16 protein-coding genes and 2 tRNA genes are annotated in these 19,494 nt (G+C 66.3%); 7 read left to right on the top strand and 11 right to left on the bottom strand.

All coding sequences use genetic code 11. The features are described from left to right. Positions 1-37: 37 nt before the first annotated feature. Entirely contained in the window at positions 38-934 is an 897-nt protein-coding gene (gene mmuM / locus QJR12_RS06710) for a homocysteine S-methyltransferase (protein WP_300580461.1), read from the top strand. On the opposite strand, the gene QJR12_RS06705 is transcribed toward mmuM, so the two are convergent. The 4 genes from QJR12_RS06705 to QJR12_RS06690 form a co-directional block, all read right to left on the bottom strand. Further along, complete coding sequence (locus QJR12_RS06705; protein ID WP_300580055.1) at positions 931-1,587, bottom strand: ATP-dependent Clp protease proteolytic subunit; 657 nt, start codon at positions 1,585-1,587, stop codon at positions 931-933. The two genes, mmuM and QJR12_RS06705, sit on opposite strands and share 4 nt — an antisense overlap. Further along, positions 1,584-2,285, bottom strand: a complete 702-nt coding sequence (locus QJR12_RS06700; RefSeq protein ID WP_300580053.1) for an ATP-dependent Clp protease proteolytic subunit — start codon at positions 2,283-2,285, stop codon at positions 1,584-1,586. Before QJR12_RS06700 ends, QJR12_RS06705 begins: the two co-directional genes overlap by 4 nt. Beyond that, a complete protein-coding gene (tig, locus tag QJR12_RS06695) occupies positions 2,272-3,693 on the bottom strand; it encodes a trigger factor (RefSeq protein ID WP_300580051.1) in 1,422 nt (473 codons plus the stop codon). The genes QJR12_RS06700 and tig overlap by 14 nt, the downstream gene beginning before the upstream one ends. 60 nt (positions 3,694-3,753) lie before the next feature. Then, positions 3,754-3,827: transfer RNA gene (locus QJR12_RS06690), tRNA-Pro, on the bottom strand. 135 nt (positions 3,828-3,962) lie between these two features. Between QJR12_RS06690 and QJR12_RS06685 the strand changes: the two genes are divergently transcribed. Together QJR12_RS06685 and QJR12_RS06680 are read left to right on the top strand one after the other, a co-directional pair. Further along, positions 3,963-4,033, top strand: a tRNA-Gly gene (locus QJR12_RS06685). Between the two features lie 82 nt (positions 4,034-4,115). After that, positions 4,116-5,303 carry a serine hydrolase domain-containing protein gene (locus tag QJR12_RS06680; RefSeq protein WP_300580049.1) on the top strand — a complete coding sequence of 396 codons (1,188 nt, stop codon included), beginning with the start codon at positions 4,116-4,118 and terminating at the stop codon, positions 5,301-5,303. 94 nt (positions 5,304-5,397) lie between these two features. On the opposite strand, the gene QJR12_RS06675 is transcribed toward QJR12_RS06680, so the two are convergent. Both QJR12_RS06675 and QJR12_RS06670 read right to left on the bottom strand, forming a co-directional pair. Continuing rightward, positions 5,398-5,877 (bottom strand): ribose-5-phosphate isomerase, encoded by a 480-nt coding sequence (locus tag QJR12_RS06675; RefSeq protein ID WP_300580047.1) that lies wholly within the window; start codon positions 5,875-5,877, stop codon positions 5,398-5,400. 74 nt (positions 5,878-5,951) lie between these two features. Next, positions 5,952-6,560: a DsbA family protein gene (locus QJR12_RS06670; protein ID WP_300580045.1), complete on the bottom strand. Its 609-nt coding sequence runs from the start codon at positions 6,558-6,560 to the stop codon at positions 5,952-5,954. A 299-nt stretch (positions 6,561-6,859) separates the two neighbouring features. On the opposite strand from QJR12_RS06670, the gene pepN reads away from it, so the two are divergent. Beyond that, on the top strand, positions 6,860-9,451 hold the full coding sequence (gene pepN / locus QJR12_RS06665) for an aminopeptidase N (RefSeq protein WP_300580044.1): 2,592 nt from the start codon (positions 6,860-6,862) through the stop codon (positions 9,449-9,451). Between the two features lie 49 nt (positions 9,452-9,500). Here pepN and QJR12_RS06660 read toward each other — a convergent pair whose 3' ends face one another. From QJR12_RS06660 to QJR12_RS06650, 3 genes are all read right to left on the bottom strand, one after another. Further along, positions 9,501-9,968, bottom strand: coding sequence for a DUF5130 domain-containing protein (locus QJR12_RS06660; RefSeq protein ID WP_300580042.1), 468 nt, complete (start codon positions 9,966-9,968; stop codon positions 9,501-9,503). Further along, on the bottom strand, positions 9,955-10,182 hold the full coding sequence (locus QJR12_RS06655; protein ID WP_300580458.1) for a hypothetical protein: 228 nt from the start codon (positions 10,180-10,182) through the stop codon (positions 9,955-9,957). Before QJR12_RS06655 ends, QJR12_RS06660 begins: the two co-directional genes overlap by 14 nt. A 108-nt stretch (positions 10,183-10,290) precedes the next feature. Next, complete coding sequence (locus tag QJR12_RS06650) at positions 10,291-10,935, bottom strand: HNH endonuclease (protein ID WP_300580040.1); 645 nt, start codon at positions 10,933-10,935, stop codon at positions 10,291-10,293. Between the two features lie 141 nt (positions 10,936-11,076). Between QJR12_RS06650 and QJR12_RS06645 the strand changes: the two genes are divergently transcribed. The 3 genes from QJR12_RS06645 (at position 11,077) to QJR12_RS06635 (ending at position 13,980) form a co-directional block, all read left to right on the top strand. Next, positions 11,077-11,850 carry a hypothetical protein gene (locus QJR12_RS06645; protein WP_300580039.1) on the top strand — a complete coding sequence of 258 codons (774 nt, stop codon included), beginning with the start codon at positions 11,077-11,079 and terminating at the stop codon, positions 11,848-11,850. A gap of 66 nt (positions 11,851-11,916) precedes the next feature. Further along, on the top strand, positions 11,917-12,312 hold the full coding sequence (locus QJR12_RS06640; protein ID WP_300580037.1) for a globin: 396 nt from the start codon (positions 11,917-11,919) through the stop codon (positions 12,310-12,312). Positions 12,313-12,387: 75 nt separating this feature from the next. Beyond that, positions 12,388-13,980, top strand: a complete 1,593-nt coding sequence (locus tag QJR12_RS06635; RefSeq protein ID WP_300580455.1) for a glycoside hydrolase family 13 protein — start codon at positions 12,388-12,390, stop codon at positions 13,978-13,980. Between the two features lie 164 nt (positions 13,981-14,144). Here the strand turns inward: QJR12_RS06635 and QJR12_RS06630 are convergent, their stop codons facing one another. Both QJR12_RS06630 and QJR12_RS06625 read right to left on the bottom strand, forming a co-directional pair. Further along, on the bottom strand, positions 14,145-14,558 hold the full coding sequence (locus QJR12_RS06630) for a thioesterase family protein (protein WP_300580035.1): 414 nt from the start codon (positions 14,556-14,558) through the stop codon (positions 14,145-14,147). 43 nt (positions 14,559-14,601) lie between these two features. Continuing rightward, positions 14,602-19,488, bottom strand: coding sequence for an NAD-glutamate dehydrogenase (locus tag QJR12_RS06625; RefSeq protein WP_300580034.1), 4,887 nt, complete (start codon positions 19,486-19,488; stop codon positions 14,602-14,604). Positions 19,489-19,494 lie beyond the last annotated feature (6 nt).

The following is a 19,494-nucleotide window of genomic DNA, read 5'->3' as shown; positions in this document are numbered from 1 at the left end:
CTGAAAGGCCCCTAAAGTGGGCGGTGTGGGATTTGCCGTGCCCGACCACACCGTGCTGATCAGCGATGGCGGCCTGGCCACCGAACTGGAGGCACGCGGCAACGACCTCTCCGGCGTCCTGTGGTCGGCGAGGCTGCTGACATCCGCGCCGCATGAGATCGTGGCGGTTCACGAGGCGTATTTTCGCGCCGGCGCCGTGATCGCCACGACCGCCAGCTACCAGGCCTCGTTTACGGGGTTCGCCGCACAAGGGATCGGTCAAGACGAAGCCGTTCGGTTGCTGCGGCGCAGCGTTCAACTGGCCAAAGCTGCGCGCGAGCAGGTGGGCGTGCCCGGGCGGTGGGTCGCCGCCTCGGTCGGGCCGTACGGCGCGGTGCTCGCCGACGGCTCGGAGTACCGCGGACGTTACGGGCTTTCCGTCGCCGCGTTGATGAAGTGGCATCGGCCACGGCTGGAGGTGCTGGCCGACGCCGGTGCCGATGTGCTCGCCCTGGAAACCCTGCCCGATGTCGACGAGGCCGAAGCGCTGGTCGAGCTGGTGCGACACGTCGGGGTGCCGGCCTGGCTGAGCTACACCATCACGGGAACCCGCACCCGGGCCGGGCAACCGCTGGCCGAGGCATTCGCGGTTGCCGCCGGCGTGCCGGAGATCGTCGCGGTCGGCGTCAACTGTTGCGCACCCGAGGATGTGCTGCCCGCGATCGGTGTAGCGCGCGACGTTTCGGCCAAACCGGTGATCGTCTACCCCAACAGCGGCGAGTACTGGGACGCGCGGCGCCGGACCTGGACCGGGGCATCACGATTCTCCACGCAACTGGCGTCGCGATGGGTGGCGGCCGGTGCCCGCATCGTCGGCGGCTGCTGCCGGGTGGGTCCGGCCGATATCGCCGCAGTTGCGGCCGCGATCCGCTCGGCGCCCTCCCCGGCGGCCTAAGACGAGCGACTTAGACCAGTTGCGAGTTGCGCGGACACCTTTCGGTAGGCCAGCACGGTGTCGATGATCCCGTACTCCTTCGCCTGCTCGGCGGTCAGGATCTTGTTGCGGTCGGTGTCTTTGCGAATCACCTCGGGCGCCTTGCCGGTGTGGCGGGCCAGGGTGACCTCCATCAACTCACGCATCCGCGCGATCTCCGCGGCCTCGATCTCCAGGTCGGAAAACTGGCCCTGGATGACCCCGGCCAGTGACGGCTGGTGGATCAACACCCGAGCGTTGGGCAGCGCCATCCGCTTGCCCGGGGTTCCCGCGGCCAGCAGCACCGCCGCGGCCGACGCCGCCTGGCCCAGGACCACCGTGGAAATGTCGGCCCGCACGTACTGCATGGTGTCGTAGATCGCCATCAGCGAGGTGAACGAGCCACCCGGCGAGTTGATGTACATGGTGATATCGCGGTCGGGGTCCTGCGACTCGAGCACCAACAACTGCGCCATGATGTCATTCGCCGAGGCGTCGTCGACCTGCACCCCGAGAAAGATGATGCGTTCCTCGAACAGCTTGTTGTACGGGTTGGACTCTTTGATGCCCCAGCTCGAGTGTTCGATGAACGACGGCAGGATGTAGCGGGCCCGGGGGTGGGTCTGCGGGGTCATCGGGCTTCTCCGTTAACTGGGGCGTTGGTGATGATGTGGTCGACAAACCCGTATTCCAGGGCTTCCTGGGCGGTGAACCAGCGGTCGCGGTCGGAATCGGCCATGATCCGCTCGATCGGCTGACCGGTAAATTCGGCGTTGAGCCGGAACATCTCCTTTTTGATGACGGCGAACTGCTCCGCCTGGATGGCGATATCGGCGGCGCTGCCGGTCACCCCACCCAACGGCTGGTGCATCAGGATCCGGGCGTGCGGCAGCGAGTAGCGCTTTCCCTTGGTGCCCGCTGCGAGCAGGAACTGGCCCATCGAGGCCGCCATGCCCATCGCATAGGTGGCGATGTCGCACGGTGCCAGCACCATGGTGTCGTAGATCGCCATGCCGGCGCTGATCGACCCTCCCGGGGAGTTGATGTACAAGGAAATGTCCTTGGCGGGGTCTTCGGCGGCGAGCAACAGAATCTGCGCGCACAACCGGTTGGCGATCTCGTCGTTGATCTCTGAGCCCAGGAAAATGATGCGCTCGGCGAGCAAGCGCTCGTACACCGAGTCGGTGAGGTTGAGGCCCTGCGTGTTCGAACGCATGTCACTCACGACGGTATACCTGCTTTCTCGAGTTTTGTATGTCCTGAGACTATCCAACTGGCGACGCTGGCACTTCCTGACGTACCAGCGTTCGCTCACAGCTTCACGTCGCGGCATTCCCCGAAGCCGTGTCCTGCGGCTCGGCGCCACCGTCGGCGGTGTCGGGAGCGGCCCCCTGCTCAATCCCGGCAGTCGGAGAGCCGGAACGCTTGCCGAAGAACTCGCTGGTGTCGATCACGTTTCCGTTGGTGTCCACGACCGTGGCCGCTTCGACCAGGGCGGCGACGGCCAGCCCGCGACGTACGTCGGCGAAAACCCCTGCCAGCTGATTGTGCTGCGTGAGATAAGACAGGAGCTGCTGGGGTTCCATGCCGTATTGCCGCGACATCACGACCAGTCGTTCGGTGAGGTCCTCCTGGCCCACCTGGATGTCCAGATCATCGGCGAGGGCGTCGAGCAGCAGTTGCGTTTTGACGACCCTCTCGGCGGCGGCGCGAGCACTGGCGTCGAACTCCTCGCGCGATGAGCCCTGCTTGGCCAACGCCTCGGCGAATTTGGTTTCGTCATGGCCCAGGCCGTGCAGGGCGCTGTTCACGGTGTTCTCGACGTGCGCCTGCACCAGTGCCTCGGGTAGCGGCATATCGACCTGTTCGCGCAGGAGATCGAGCGCAATATCCCGGATCTTCTCGGCCTGCCGGACGCGTTTTACCTGGCGCACCCGGTCGGCCAAGCTGGCCCGCAACTCGGAGATGGTATCGAATTCGCTTGCCAGTTGTGCGAATTCGTCGTCGAGTTCCGGTAGTTCACGTTCTTTCACCGACCTGACGGTGACGGTGACTTCGGCTTGCTGTCCGGCGTGCGGGCCGGCAGAAAATTGGGTGGTGAAAACCCGCGACTCGCCGGCGGACAGACCGACGATCGCCTCGTCGAGGCCATCGACCAGCCGTCCGGAACCGACCTCGTGCGACAGGCCCTCGGTCGCCACGTCCGGCACGTCCTCCCCGTCGACGGTGGCGGACAGGTCGATCGAGACGACATCACCGACGGCCGCGGCCCGGTCCACCGCGGTCAAGGTGCCAAACCGGGTCCGCAGCGACTGCAATTCGGCCTCGATTTCGTCATCGCTCACCTCGACCGGGTCCACCGTGATCGTCAGTGTGCTCAGGTCCGGCAGCGTGATCTTGGGCCGCACGTCGACCTCGGCCGTGAAGACCAGCTCCCCGCCGTACTCCTTTTTGGTCACCTCGATCCGGGGTTCACCCAGCGGGCGGATGTCGGTGTCGCTCACCGCTTGGCTATAGCGGCTGGGCAGGGCGTCGCTGACGACTTGATCGAGCATCGCCTGCCGGCCGATACGCGCCTCAAGGAGCCTCGCCGGTGCCTTGCCGGGACGAAAACCGGGCAAGCGCACCTGCTTGGCCAGCTCCTTATAGGCCCGCTCGAAGTCCGGCTCCAGTTCGGTGAAGGGCACCTCCACGTTGATGCGAACCCGGGTGGGGCTCAACTGCTCGACGGTGCTCTTCACGGGTGTACTCCTTAGATGTCGCTAGATGTCTTTGCTGGGGCCCCGGGCACGGGAAGCGGGTCGGGGTGACAGGATTTGAACCTGCGGCCTTCCGCTCCCAAAGCGGATGCGCTACCAAGCTGCGCTACACCCCGCGCTGATCCCGCGATCCTACGGCGCCGGCCGCCGCCGCCCGCAGCGACCTCAACAGCGAGGTCACGAAACGGTGTCATGGCGTCATTTGGATTTGGTGTCTGCGACGACGTACAGTCGCGCACGAGTAAATTCCTGCGGGCGTAGCTCAATGGTAGAGCCCTAGTCTTCCAAACTAGCGACGCGGGTTCGATTCCCGTCGCCCGCTCGAGCTGGGGCCCCTCCCACACCGCGGTGCCGGCGAGACCGAGGCTGCTGAGGAGGCTGGACTGATGGAGCCAGGAGGCGCCATGGCCGACGTCGACATCCAGGGCACGTGCGCGTCGGGCTTTGAGAGAGTGCGTGATGCATTCGAGCAGAACTTTGCGGTGCGCAATGAGATCGGGGCCGCCGTTGCGGCCTGGGTGGACGGAGAACTCGTCGTCAACTTGTGGGGAGGCTCGGCGGATGCCGCCGGTACCCGGCCGTGGCGCGAGAACACGCTGGCTACCGTTCTTTCCGGAACCAAAGGGTTGACGAGCACCTGCGTGCACCAACTCGTCGAGCGCGGCGAACTCGATCTGAATGCGCCGGTGGCGCGCTATTGGCCCGAGTTCGCGCAGGCGGGCAAGGAGGCCATCACCATCGCCATGGTGATGAGCCATCGTTCCGGGGTGATCGGCCCGCGCAGGCCGGTGCCCTGGCAGCGGATCGCGGATTGGGATTTCGTGTGCGAACAGCTGGCCGTCGCCGAGCCCTGGTGGCCGCCGGGCACCGCGCAGGGCTACCACATGTTCACTTTCGGTTTCATCCTCGGCGAGGTGTTCCGCCGGGTCACCGGGCGCACCATCGGTCAGTACCTGCGCACCGAGATCGCCGAGCCGCTGGGTATCGACGTGCACATCGGCCTGCCCGTCGCCGAGCACCACCGCTGCGCGGACCCGATAGGCAAGCCGCATGTCCGCGACGTGCTGGCCGCCGCGGGAGCTCCGGCGTGCCCGCTCACCCTGGCCGAGCATCCCAAGGCGGGGCTGGCCGTGGCGATGGGGTTCGCGCCCGACGACGAACTGGGCTCCCACGATCTGACGCGATGGCGTGAGCTGGAGTTCCCCGCCAACAATGGGCAGGTGTCCGCGCTGGGGATGGCGAGCTTTTACAACGCGCTGGCTCAGGAGAAGCTGTTAAGCCGCCGTCACATGGACCTGGTCCGGGTGCCGCAGGGGGGCTTTGATACCGACCTGGTGCTCGGTCCCCGGGTCGCCGACCACGGCTGGGGCCTGGGCTACATGCTCAACCAGCGCTGCCTCAACGGCCCCAACCCCCTGATGTTCGGACACGGCGGGCTGGGCGGCTCGTTCGCGTTCGCCGACCTGGAGCACCGGATCGGTTACGCATATGTGATGAACCACTTCGACGCCACCAAAGCCAACGCCGATCCGCGCAGTGTGGCCCTCAGCAACGAGGTCTATGCCGCCCTCGGTGTGACCACTCGGACGTGATCTGGCGCGGACCCTGTTCCTGCAACACCCCCGACACCCCCGACAACTGTCGGCCACTCGAACCACAACGGTTGATGACCCTCCGGCCAGGCTGTCAGGCGTCGGCAGCGGGCACCCGAGGCGCCTGGTGAGTGCGTTCGTATTCACTGATGATGTCTATACGCCGTTGGTGGCGTTCGGCTTTTGACCACGGCGTGGTCAGGAAGGCGTCGACGATGGCCAATGCCTCGGGAACGGTGTGCATCCGGCCGCCGATACCGATCAGCTGCGCATTGTTGTGTTCTCGCGCCAGTGCCGCGGTCTGGACACTCCACGCCAGCGCACAGCGCGCCCCGGGGACCTTGTTGGCGGCGATCTGCTCGCCGTTGCCGGATCCGCCCAGCACAATGCCCAGACTGCCCGGGTCGGCCACCGTGCGTGACGCGGCGGCGATGCAAAACACTGGATAGTCGTCGTCGGCCTGGTAGCTGAACGCGCCGCAGTCGATCGGCTCGTGCCCGGAGTTTTTCAGGTGCTCGATGACATGCCGCTTCAGGTCGTAGCCGGCGTGGTCCGAGCCAAGGTAGACGCGCATGCCCGACATTGTGCCCGACGCGGCTCTGGCGGCCCGCCTGGCGTGCCCGAGCGCGGCGTTCAGTCAGCGCGGCATTAGTCGAATTGCGGCGATTCGGTGCGGGTGCGCTTGAGTTCAAAGAAATGCGGGTAGGAGGCGAAGGTCACCGAGGCGTCCCAGAGCTTGCCGGCCTCCTCACCTCGGGGGATCTTCGATAACACCGGCCCGAAGAAGGCCACCCCGTTGACATGGATGGTCGGGGTGCCGACGTCCAGACCGACCGCATCCATCCCGGCGTGGTGACTGGCACGCAGCGCTTCGTCATAAGCATCGCTCGCGGCGGCGTCAGCCAACGCTGCGGGCAGCCCCACCTCAGCGAGCGACTGTTTGATGACGTCGGGAAAGTCCTTGTTTCCCTCGTTGTGGATGCGGGTGCCCATCGCGGTGTACAGCGGCCGCAATATCTCAGGGCCGTGTGCCTGCTCGGCGGCGATCGCCACCCGCACCGGTCCCCAGGCCTTCGTCATCAGCTCCTGGTACTCCTCGGGCACCTCGCGGCCTTCGTTGAGCACCGCCAGGCTCATGACATGAAAGCGGGCCTGGATATCGCGAACCTTTTCCACCTCAAGAATCCAGCGCGAGGTGATCCAGGCCCACGGGCACACCGGATCAAACCAGAAATCAGCCACCGACTTCTCGGGCATGCGAATCCTCTCGTCGACGGGGTAACCGCCTAACAGAACCCTAGCCGCGGCGATCCTGTTCCCGGGCGCGGCCCGATGGCCCGCCTCCTCCCCGGCCGGAAACGGCCGCATCGTCGCCGGGCGCAGCCCGATGGCCCGCCTCCTCCCCGGCCGGAAACGGCCGCATCGTCGCCGGGCGCAGCCCGATGGCCCGCCTCCTCCCCGGCCGGAAACGGCCGCATCGTCGCCGGGCGCAGCCCGATGGCCCGCCTCCTCCCCGGCCGGAAACGGCCGCATCGTCGCCGGGCTAAGTTGGACCCGTGGCTCTTCCGAACCTCACCCGCGAGCAGGCCGCCGAACGCGCCGCGCTCATCACTGTCGACAACTACCGCGTCAGTCTCGATGTGACGGACGGCCGCGGCGGGCCGGGCGAGCATACCTTCCGGTCCATCACCACCGTGACGTTCGAGGCCCTTCCCGGCGCTGACACCTTCATCGACATCGCCGCGGACACCCTGCGCAGCGCGACGCTCAACGGCCGCGAACTCGACATCACCGGCTACGACGAGGCCACCGGCATTGCGCTGACCGGCCTGGCCGAGCGCAACATCGTTGTCGTCGACGCCGACTGCCGCTACTCCCACACCGGCGAAGGCCTGCACCGCTTCGTCGACCCGGTGGACGAGCAGGTGTATTTGTATTCACAGTTCGAAACCGCCGACGCCAAAAGGGTGTTCGCCTGCTTCGACCAGCCCGATCTTAAAGCCACATTCGAGTTGACGGTGACCGCACCCGAGCACTGGCGGGTGATCTCCAACGCGCCCACCACATCCGCCGAAAAAGGCGTGCACATTTTCGCCACCACCCCGCGGATGAGCACGTATCTGGTGGCCTTGGTCGCCGGCCCCTACGCCCAGTGGGACGACACTTACAGCGACGAGTACGGTGAGATTCCGCTGCGGCTGTTTTGCCGCGCCTCGTTGGCCAAATACCTGGACGCCGACCGGCTATTCACCCAAACCAAACAAGGATTTGGCTTTTACCACAAGCACTTTGGCGTGCCGTACGCGTTCGGGAAATACGATCAGCTGTTCGTTCCCGAGTTCAACGCCGGCGCGATGGAGAACGCCGGCGCGGTGACTTTCGTCGAAGACCTCGTGTTCCGCAGCAAGGTCACCCGCGCGGCCTACGAACGGCGGGCAGAGACGGTGCTGCACGAGATGGCACACATGTGGTTCGGGGACCTGGTCACCATGCGCTGGTGGGATGACCTGTGGCTCAACGAGTCGTTCGCCACCTTCGCCTCGGTGCTGTGCCAAAGCCAGGCAACCGAATTCACCGACGCCTGGACCACGTTTGCCAACGCCGAGAAGGCGTGGGCCTATCGCCAGGATCAACTGCCGTCCACGCATCCGATCGCCGCCGACATCCCCGACCTGGCCGCCGTCGAGGTGAACTTCGACGGCATCACCTACGCCAAGGGCGCCAGCGTGCTCAAACAGCTGGTGGCCTACGTCGGCCTGGAGAACTTCCTGACCGGACTGCGCGACTACTTTCGCGCCCATGCATTCGACAACGCCACCTTCGATGACCTGCTGGCCGCGCTGGAGAATGCGTCGGGCCGTGACCTGTCCGACTGGGGACAACAGTGGCTCAAGACGACCGGCCTCAACACCCTGCGAGCGGATTTCGACGTCGACGCCGACGGGCGGTTCACCCGCTTCGCGGTGACCCAGAGCGGTGCCACCCCGGGAGCGGGCGAGACCCGGGTCCACCGGCTCGCGATCGGAATCTACGACGACGACGGGTCCGGCAAGCTGGTCCGGGTGCACCGCGAAGAACTTGACGTCATCGGCTCGAGAACGGAAGTTCCTGCGCTGCAGGGCATATCACGCGGCAAGCTGGTCCTGGTGAACGACGACGACCTGACGTATTGCGCGCTGCGGCTAGACCCCGGGTCGCTGCGCACCGCGCTGGAGCGCATCGGTGATATCGCCGACTCGCTGCCGCGCACGCTGGTATGGTCGGCGGCCTGGGAGATGACCCGCGAGGCCGAGTTCAAAGCCCGTGATTTCGTGTCGCTGGTCTCGCGGGGGGTGGTCGCAGAAACGGACGTCGGGGTGGCCCAGCGCCTGCTGCAGCAGGCACAGACCGCCCTGAATTCCTACGCCGAGCCGGGTTGGGCGCATTCTCAGGGTTGGCCGGCATTTGCCGACCGATTGCTGGAATTGGCCCGCAGCGCGGACCCCGGCTCGGATCACCAGCTGGCCTTCGTCAACGCCCTGTGCTCCTCGGTGCTCTCGGCGCGCCACACCCAGGTGCTGTCGGCGTTGCTGGACAGCGACCCGGCCGAGCACGGCCTGGCCGGCCTGGTGGTGGACACCGACCTGCGTTGGCGCATTGTGATCGCACTGGCAACGGCCGGGGTCATCGACGCCGACGGGGCGGCGACGCCGGTGATCGACGCCGAAGTGCAGCGCGACCCCACCGCCGCCGGCAAACGACACGCTGCCCAGGCCGCAGCGGCCCGGCCGCAATTCGCGGTCAAGGACAAAGCGTGGACACAGGTGGTCGAGGATGACACGTTGCCCAACGTCGTCGGTCGGTCAATCATCGCCGGGATCACCGCCCCCGGCCAGGCCGAGCTGCTCAAGCCGTTCACCCCCCGCTATTTCGAGGCGATCCCCGGTGTTTGGCAGCGGCGCTCCAGCGAAGTCGCGCAAACCGTCGTGATCGGCCTGTATCCGTCCTGGGATATCAGCGAGGACGCCATCGCCGCCGCCGACGAGTTCCTGGCCTCCGCGGAAGTCCCGCCCGCACTGCGCAGGCTGGTGCTGGAGGGTCAAGCGGGAGTTAAGCGGGCGCTGCGGGCCCGCACATTCGACGCTGCCGGCCAGGCTTTGGGCGCCTAAGTAACCCCGGGCGGGGCCGGGACAGGCCGGGCTAAGGCTGGGCTAAGGGCTAAGGCGGAGAGATGCCGGCGCTGAGCACGCGGATCGCGCTGATCAGCCCGTCCATCAGGTTGCCCTGCTGAAATGCCGACGCCGCCGCCGCAACGCCGAGCGGTGCCGCCGCTTCGGCGCCGCGCCCCCGCACGCCCGAGCCGTAGACCACCTCGATCACGTGCTGGTTCGGTGAAACCGCGAGGAGCACAGCGTCGTTGGGTGTTGGCACCTTAGCCAGGATCTCGCGGGCCCGCGAGGCGGTGTCATCACCCAGGTCACCGATGTAGACCGCGAAGCGCGCCTTGGATGCCCGCGAGCCATAGGTCAGCGCGTCGTCTAACGCGACGAGGTCTTTGATGGGGAACGGGTAGTGCAGCGACAGCTCCCCGGGCTCGGTGACCCCGGAGATACGCCCGCTGCTGGTGACGACCCAACCGTTGGGCAGTGCGGTGGGTTCGACCGTCGTGACCTCACCACGTGCCACTGGCCCCACCCCCCACGCGGAAATCGGAACCACCGTGTCCGCCGCGACCGGCACCGATATCCTCATCGGTCGCTGCCCACAGGATCGGTGGATGTGTCCACGGCTCGGACATCTTGTAGGTCGCCGGGTGGCGCCCCTTATGGGACCAGATCAACGCCGCCAGCACGGCCACCAGCAGCAGCGGGATTCCCACAAAGTAGAGGTGGATCTCCATCAGGCTCACGACGCAAACCGTATCCCATCGCGAAGGGGCCGGCGCGCCGGGGCAACGGTCGCCGGTAGGCCGGGTCAAGCCAGCCGCAACCGCGTTAACCGCGCTGAGCTAGGCCGCACCCTCGCCGAGATATCGTGCCCACGCCGGGTCCAGTTCCTTTACCGTCGACAACAACCGCCAATGCTGGCCCCGGGGCGGCATCGGCGTTCGCCGCAGTGTCCAGCCCAGTTCGGCCAACAGCTTGTCCCCCTTGCGGTGGTTGCACGTCGAACAGGATGCGACGCAGTTCTCCCAGGAATGATCGCCGCCGCGGCTGCGCGGAACCACATGGTCGACGGTGTCAGCCTTGGCCCCGCAGTACACGCAACAGAAGCGGTCGCGGTGCATCAGCGCGGCCCGGGTCAACGGGACACGGGCGCGGTAGGGCACCCTGACGTAGCTGCGCAGCCGGATCACCGACGGCACCACGATCGTCCTTTTGGCCGAGTGGATGACCGGTCCCGAGGGATTATCGTGTACCACGTCGACCTTGCCACGGATCAGCATCACGATCGCCCGGCGCACCGGCAGCGCGGTCAACGGCTCGTAGGTGGAGTTCAGCAACAACACCCGCCGGTGATTCCAGATCGACCCGCCCTCATAACGGGTCGGCGGTGAGACGTCGACACTGTGCAGACACGACGCAACCGCCGGTCCGGTTACGGCCGCCGCACCGGAACTCCGGTGGTTGCGGCGGTTGTCGCGCTGCGCCATAGCTCCTCCGCCGAACAGTCCACCATGACCTGGCACCGACCGCATGCCAAATCGGGGTGTGCAGGCGATGTCGATCCGGTGAATAGACAGTGCCGTGGCACCGGAAGACATGCGCCGCAAAGCACTATAGTGCCCAAGCATATGGAGGATTTGCCGGTTCCCCCTGACGATGACGCTGCGATCGAGCGTTATCGGCAGACCGCGCTGAACCCGCTGGTCCCGCGCAGCGCCTCCGAAGAGCTGCTCGCCGCGATGAACCGCCTGGTCGAGGCGACAACCCCGGACCCGCGCCTGCCCGCCGCGCTGAACTTCTCCCGGACCAGACCACTGGCGCTGGGAATCAAACGTGCCATCGAGGAGGCGTTGGCCGAGCGTGACGCCGCCGACCGTGCCGAGCCGCGGCGGCGAGAGTTGCCCGCGCGGGTCGACGGCGCATTGTCGGCGATGACCGGCTGCATCAGCCGGATGCAAGAGCTGGAGCGCACCCGATCCGGGATTGAAACAGCCGCACGCCAACAGGGCTTCGCCGTTAACCCCGACGGCACGGTCAGCCTCAGCGACCAGCACGACCGCCCCGGGGAGCTCGCCGACGACGTCAGCAGGCAACGCGCTCGTTACGAACACCAGATGATGTCGGTGCAGGCCGAGATGATGCAGGTGCAGGAGCGCACCGTGACCACCATCCGTGAACGGCTGGGAGCCGACGAACCCGGGATACCCTGGGTCATTCTCGAATGCGCCCGCGGTGGATTCGACCTCAGCGCCACGTTCGAGTCGGGGGCGCAGCTGCCGGCGTCTCCGCTGCGAGACTTGATGGAGCGGCTTGCCGTCGACACGGCGCGCGCCAAGGCGGCGGTGTGGCCCCGGCCACGGCCCAAGAACTCGCCGCAGCAGCACTGGCGGCCGGATGCGTGACAGCGCCCTTTCGTGACAGCGCCCTTTAAACGCCCCCACCGTGGGTGATGGCCCACAATGGGAGCGATGGAACAGACACAACAGTCCTTCTACGACGCCGTCGGCGGCGCGGAGACCTTTCATGCGATCGTCTCGCGCTTTTACCAGCTGGTCGCCGAGGACGAGATACTGCGCCGGGTGTACCCCGAAGACGACCTAGCCGGTGCCGAAGAGCGTTTGCGGATGTTTCTCGAGCAGTACTGGGGTGGTCCGCGGACATATTCCGAGCGCCGTGGCCATCCCCGGCTGCGGCTGCGTCACGCGCCGTTCCGGATTTCGCCGATCGAGCGCGACGCGTGGCTGCGGTGCATGCGCACCGCGGTGGCGTCAATCGACTCACGTACGCTCGACGACGCGCACCGCAAGCAGCTGCTCGACTACCTGGAGATGGCCGCCCACTCCCTGGTCAACGCGCCGTTTTAAGGAGTGTCGGTGGCTGACCGGACCGCTTCCTCCGGCTCTCCTCGCGCCCGCGCTCGTCGACCGGAGCCGGGTCCGATGGGCTCCGGCTCTCCTCGCGCCCGCGCTCGTCGACCGGAGCCGTGGTGGTCGCATGCGGTGTTCTACCAGGTGTATCCCCGCTCCTTCGCCGACAGCAACGGCGACGGGGTGGGCGATCTGGACGGCGTGGTGGCCCGCCTGGACTACCTGGAGGCGCTCGGCGTCGACGCTATCTGGCTTAACCCCGTCACGGTCTCGCCGATGGCCGATCACGGCTACGACGTCGCCGATCCGCGCGACGTCGACCCGCTGTTCGGGGGGATGGCAGCGCTTGACCGCCTGATCGCTGCGGCCCACCGGCGGGGCATCAAGATCATCATGGACGTGGTGCCCAACCACACCAGCTCACAGCACCCGTGGTTTCAGGAGGCCCTGGCCGCCGGTCCGGGCAGTTCCGCCCGGGACCGTTATATTTTTCGCGACGGCCGGGGTCCCGACGGGCAACTGGCGCCGAATAACTGGGTTTCGGTGTTCGGCGGGCCGGCCTGGACCCGGGTGGCCGAACCGGATGGTCGACCCGGCCAGTGGTATCTGCACCTGTTCGACACCGAGCAGCCGGACCTGAACTGGGACAACCGCGAGGTTTTCGAAGACTTCGAGAAAACGCTGCGGTTCTGGCTGGACCGTGGGGTGGACGGCTTCCGCATCGACGTCGCACACGGGATGGCCAAGCCGCCGGGCCTGCCGGACATGGGAGTCGTCGAGAATGAGCTGCTGCGCGACAACGACGACGATCCCCGGTTCAACCACCCGAATGTGCATGCCATTCACCGTGACATCCGCCGGGTCGTCGAGGAGTATCCCGGCGCGGTCACCATCGGTGAGGTGTGGGTGTTTGACAACGCTCGCTGGGCCCAATATCTGCGGGCCGACGAGCTGCACCTGGGTTTCAATTTCCGGCTGGCGCGAGCCGAGTTTGATGCCGCGAAGATCCGCGACGCGATCGAGAACACGCTGGCGGCCGCGGCGATCGAGGGTGCCACGCCCACCTGGACGCTGGCCAACCACGACGTCGGCCGGGAGGTGACCCGCTACGGCGGCGGCCGGGTCGGGCTGGCGCGCGCCCGGGCGATGGCGTTGGTGGTGCTCGCCCTGCCGGGCGCGGCGTTCCTCTACAACGGCGAAGAGCTGGGCCTGCCCGACGTGGAGTTGCCCGACGAGGCGTTGCAGGACCCGAGGTGGCGACGTTCCGGGTACACCGAACGCGGTCGCGACGGCTGCCGGGTTCCGCTGCCCTGGTCGGGGAAGATCCACCCGTTCGGGTTCTCCTCCTCCCCGGACACCTGGCTGCCAATGCCACCGCAATGGGCAGATCTGACCGTCGAAAAACAGCTCACCGATCCGGACTCGACGCTGTGGTTGTTCCGTCGAGCACTGGAATTACGCCGGGAGCATGTCGAATTCGACGTCAGTGACGTCGAATGGCTGCCCGCGCCGCAGGGCGTGCTGATGCTGCGCTGCGGCGGGCTGATCTGCGTGCTCAACACCGGCCACGATGCGCTGGCCCTGCCCGAGGGGCAGCTGATCCTGTCCAGCGCGCCGTTGGTTGGCACCCGGCTACCGTCGAATGCCGCGGCCTGGCTGAGATGACAAGCGCGCGCCCGCGTGAGCGCATCCGCCGCCGGATCACCGCAGCGGCCACAGCGAACACCCAACGCCGGTGGCACGCTCACGCTGGCGTCGGTTGATCGGTTGAGCTGACCCGGGTCACCTCCTGATCGAGCGGCAACCGGGCAGCCACAATCCCCGCTCGGCTACCGCAGCCAACGCCGCAAATACTCCCGATGACGAGACGACAGGCGCACCAGGCGCCGGTCGTCGATATGGACCGCGGCCAATTGAGTTTCGGCGATCACAGCCGGCTTGGCGTCAACCGCGGCATTGGCCGAGCGCACTTCATAGCCAAGGGTAAAATCCACCGCCCGCAGCCGCTTGACCCATATGGTTACCTGCAATGGCGAATCTGTCAGCCGCAGCTGGCTTTTGTAGGTGGCCCGCACATCGGCGATCAGCAAGCCGACGGTGGCGATGTCGGCGCCGAAGGGTTCCCGCAGGAACGGGACACGGGCCTCTTCGAGGATCGTGATCATCGTCGCGTGGTTGATGTGCTGGTACATGTCGATGTCCGACCAGCGCACCGGGACGGATGCGACGAAGCCAGTGCTCACGCGGAGCTGCCCGGGGCGGCGCCGATGCCCACCATGACGGTGCTCACGTAGCCGCTCCTCGTCCACTGGTGCGCGTCATGCGGCGGATCTGTCGGGCCGCGACCGACAATGTCGCCAAGTCCTTCAGGCCACTTTCGTAGATCTCGGTGAGCGTGCGCCGTGCCCGCTCCACCCGGGAAGCGTTGATGTGTTCCCATTCGGCGATTTTCTCTTCACCGCTTTCATCCGGCTCCCCCACGGCGAGCACGTCGAAACACAACGACCGCAACGAGGCATAGATATCGTCACGGATTGCCAAGCGCGCCAACGCATGCCAACGGTCATCACGAGGCAACGCGGACACCGCGGTCAATAGGCCATCGGTGCCCAAATAGTCCATCAACGCGAAATACGTATCGGCGACTTCGGCGGCGTCGATATCGGCGATATCCCCGATGTCGATGATATCGAGCAAACTATAACGGTACAGCCCAACGGCCACTAAGTATGCAAGATCCCCTGGTGCGCCATGGGAAGTAAATTCGCGTGCTTCCTTTTCGACGATGGCCTTGTCATCACCTCGCAACCACTGCGACATGCGCGGGGTCAAGGCCCTGACCTTCTCGGCGAATCGGTTGATCTCCGCGCCGACCGCCAGCGGCTGCGGGCGGTAATTCAGCAACCAGCGTCCGGCCCGGTCGATCAGCCTTCGAGTATCCAGCGTCATCCGGTCAGAGACCGCGACCGGCATGTCGACCGCGCGGATCCGCCGCCACAGCTCCCCGATGCCGAAGATAGCGTCGGTGGCGACGTAGGTGCGCACCGCGTCGACGGGTGTGACTCCGACGTCTTCGGTGATCCGAAAGGCGTAGGTGATGCCGCAGGTGTCCACCAAATCATTGACCAGCATGGTAGTGACGATTTCACGGCGCAGCTGATGCGAGCGGATCTCCGGCCCGAAACGATCTCGCAACGGCGAGGGGAAATAGCGCGGCAGGCGCGAGGCGAAGACATCCTGATCCGGCAAGTCGGTCGCCAGCAACTGGTCTTTAAGCGCCAACTTGACGTGCGCCATCAGGGTTGCCAGCTCCGGTGAGGTAAGTCCGATACCGGCTTCGGCTCGGCGGCGGATCTCCTTCTCCGACGGCAGGCCCTCGAGTTCGCGGTTGAGCCCACGCTCGGCCACCAACTCCTTGATCTGTCGCTCGTGCACGGGCAGCATGCTGCTCGCATTGGCCCGGCTGACACCCATCAGGTCGTTCTGGTCGGCGTTGTCGGCCAGCACCAGCTCGGCCACCTCGTCGGTCATCGACTCCAGCAGCGGGGTTCGCTCCTCTGGTCTGATCTTGCCCGCGGTGATCAGCGAGTCGATCAGGATTTTGATGTTGACCTCATGGTCGGAACAGTCCACGCCCGCGGAGTTATCCAGAGCATCGGTGTTGATCCGGCCGCCGCACAGATCGAACTCGACCCGGCCCAGTGGCGTCACCCCCAGGTTACCGCCTTCGGCGATCACCTTGGCGCGCACCTGATTCGCGTTCACCCGCACGGGATCGTTGGCCCGGTCGCCGACGTCGGCGTCGGACTCGGTCTCCGCCTTGATGTAGGTGCCGATACCACCGTTGTAGAGCAGATCCACCGGCGCCTGAAGGATCGCCCGGATCAGGTTCGGCGGCGTCATCTCGGTGACCTCGTCGTGAATGCCGAGGGCGGCTCGCACCTGCGGACTGATCGGGATCGCCTTGTGCTCCCGGCTGTACACCCCGCCACCCTCGCTGATCAGCGACTTGTCGTAGTCGTCCCAGCTGGAGCGGGGCAGCCCGAACATCCGCTTGCGTTCTTGCCAGGAGACCACGGGATCGGGAGTGGGGTCAAGGAAGATGTGCCGATGGTCGAACGCGGCCAGCAGCCGGATGTGTTTGGAGAGCAGCATGCCGTTGCCGAACACATCGCCGCTCATATCACCGATGCCGACGACGGTGAAGTCCTCAACCTGGGGATTGACACCCATTTCCCGGAAGTGCCGTTTGACCGCCTCCCAGGTGCCTCTTGCGGTAATCCCCATGGCCTTGTGGTCATACCCCACCGACCCGCCGGAGGCGAACGCGTCGCCCAACCAGAATCCGTAGGATTTGGCGACGTCGTTGGCGATGTCGGAGAACGTGGCGGTGCCCTTGTCGGCGGCCACCACCAGGTAGGCGTCATCGCCGTCACGGCGCACCACTTCCGGGGGGGCGCTGACCCGTCCGGTCGCATGGTCGACGTTGTCGGTGACGTCCAGCAGCCCGGAGATGAACAACCGATAGCAGGCGACGCCTTCGCCCCGAAGGGCGTCGCGGTCGGCCGCCGGGTCATCGGTAGAGCGCGGTGGCCGTTTGACGATAAACCCGCCCTTCGCACCCACCGGCACAATGACGGCGTTTTTGACCTCTTGGGCCTTGACCAGACCGAGGATCTCGGTGCGGTAGTCTTCCCGGCGGTCTGACCAGCGCAGGCCGCCGCGTGCCACCCGGCCGAAGCGCAGGTGCACGCCTTCAACACGGGGCGAGTAGACGAAAATCTCGAATTTAGGTCGCGGCAGCGGGAGTTCGTCGATCAGCTGCGCGTCGAGCTTTAGTGCCAAGACATTCTGAGCTCGAGCTGAATTCTTCCGTCGCACAAAGTAATTCGTTCTCAGCGTGGCCTGAATCAACGAAGCGAATGCGCGCAGTACCCGGTCGGTATCCAGGCTCACCAAAGCATCGATGTCGGCGGCCACCGCGGCGGCAGCCGCTTGGGCGTTGCGCTTCGGCGAACCGGCGGGAGCCGGGTCGAACAGCGCTTCGAACAATGTCACCAGTGACCTTGCGGTACGCGGATTCTCGTTGAGAACCGACTCGATATGCGACTGGCTGTAGGGAAAGCACGCCTGCCGAAGATATTTGGCGTATGCGCGCAGCAGCATCACCTGCTGCCAGGTCAAATCAGCGCGCAGCACCAGCTCGTTGAACCTATCGACTTCGACCCGGTCTTCCCAAATCGCGGTGACCGCATCGGCGAAACGGCGGGCGGTCGCTTCCCGTTCCGGCCCTGCTGGCGCCAGCGGGACGCCAGGCTGTGGCGTGATCTTGAACTGGTAGATCCACACCGGTAATCCGTCGGGCCGGGTCACGCTGAACGGCCGCTCCTCCAGGACCACCACCCCCATGGATTGCAGCATCGGAAGCAGCTGACTCAGCGAGGCCGTCTGCCCACCCAGGTACCACGTCAGCCGGGCGGTGTCGCCATAGTCGTGGTCGGACAGCACCAGTTTCACCGAATCGTTGGTCAGCCCTTCGATGATGACGATGTCGTCGATGGCATCGGTTGGGGTGATGGCCTGCTTGTAGGCCTCGGAGAAGGCCGCCGCATAGTGCTCGGCAGCGAGCTGTCCGATGACGGCGCTGGCCGCCCCGATCAGCCGATCCGACCAGGTTCGGGCGGCTTCGGTCAGTAACGCCTGAATACGCAGCCGGTTAGCTTCCGAGGTGTCGACCGGGCCCGAACCGTCCGGCAGCTGGACCATGAAATGCAGGAGTGACCAAGGTGATTCAGTTACGCGAGCGGTGAATTCCAGGCTGACTCCTCCGAACTCGCGTACCAGGATCTCTTCGATCTGCAAGCGGACGGCCGTGGTGTAGCGATCGCGGGGCAAAAACACCAGGCATGAGACGAAGTGCTCGAGCTTGTCGGCACGCAGAAACAACAGTGTGCGCCGCTCTGACCCCAGATCCACCACGGCCTTCGCCATTTCCAGCAGCTGCTCAGCGCTCATCGCGAAAAGCTCTGAGCGGGGGATTGTCTGGATGACGTCGAGCAGCAGCTGCCCGGGATGGCCGGGGTCGGCCAATGCGAGCGCCTCGCGGACCCGGCGCGAAATTATCGGGATTTCCAGAACGTCGGCGTTGACCGCGGCGACAGTGAAGAGCCCGATGAGGCGGTGCTCGAACACGCCGCCGTCGGCGATTTCGCGGACCGCGACGACATAGGGATACGCCCCGAAGCGCAGGTAGCTGGAGGCGGTGGTCTGCGCGAGCCCCAGCAGTTTGGTGTCGTCAGTCAGCCGGGGGCGGGATGCTTTGCGGGTCCGCAGCACGCCGAGGCTGATGGTGGCCTCCTCACCCGAGACCTGGCCGTCGCGCACCGGGCACCGCTGGTAGCCCAGCGGCATGAAATGCCCGTCGGCCAGCCAACGCAGCAGCGCGGCGACCTCCGAACGGTCCGGGGCGGAGTAGCGCCCGTCCGGATCGGTTTCGAGGTCTCGGGTAAGGTCCTTGACGGTGCTGAGCATCGCCGCCGAGTCCGCTGCGACCCGCCGGACGTCGGCGAGAACGCCGGGCAGCAGACGTTCGACCTGCGTGAGGGCGTCGCGGTCGACGGCCGGTGCCAGCTGGACATGGATCCACGCCTCCTCGACCGTTTCCGGCGCGCCACCGGCCTTCGGCACGACGGCGAGCAATTCTCCAGAGGGGCTGCGGCGGACACCGAACACCGGGTTCATGATGCCGGTGTAGGCGACCCCAATCCGGTGCAGCAGCACCGTGACCGCGTCCATCAGCATGCCGCCGTGATCGGTGACTACCTGCAGCGCGGGCCCGAAGCCGGCCGGGTCGTCGGCCGGGTAAACCGCCACACAACTCTCCCCGGCCGGCCGGTGGTGCGCCAGGCGGTAGTGTGCACGGAGCATCGCCGGCGCCACGGCCGCCACGGGCGCCGACGGGCCGGCCGACCCGGCGGGCGGCTGCCCGGGCTCGTCGCGGCGCGCCCCGCAATAGGCATCGCTGTAGGCCTGAAACACCCATCCCGGAATGTCGTCCCCGGCGCCGGTGGGCGCGGTCCACGCAACCGCGCCCTCAAGGCCGCTCTGGCCCGGCGACGCGGCGGGCCGTGCAGTGGCCGGGCACTTCGCCCCGGTCCGCGGATCCACCGTCACGTAGCC

Source organism: Mycobacterium sp. (genome assembly GCF_029961025.1).
Classification (GTDB): Bacteria; Actinomycetota; Actinomycetes; order Mycobacteriales; family Mycobacteriaceae; genus Mycobacterium.
This window is presented reverse-complemented; position numbering and strand designations above follow the sequence as displayed.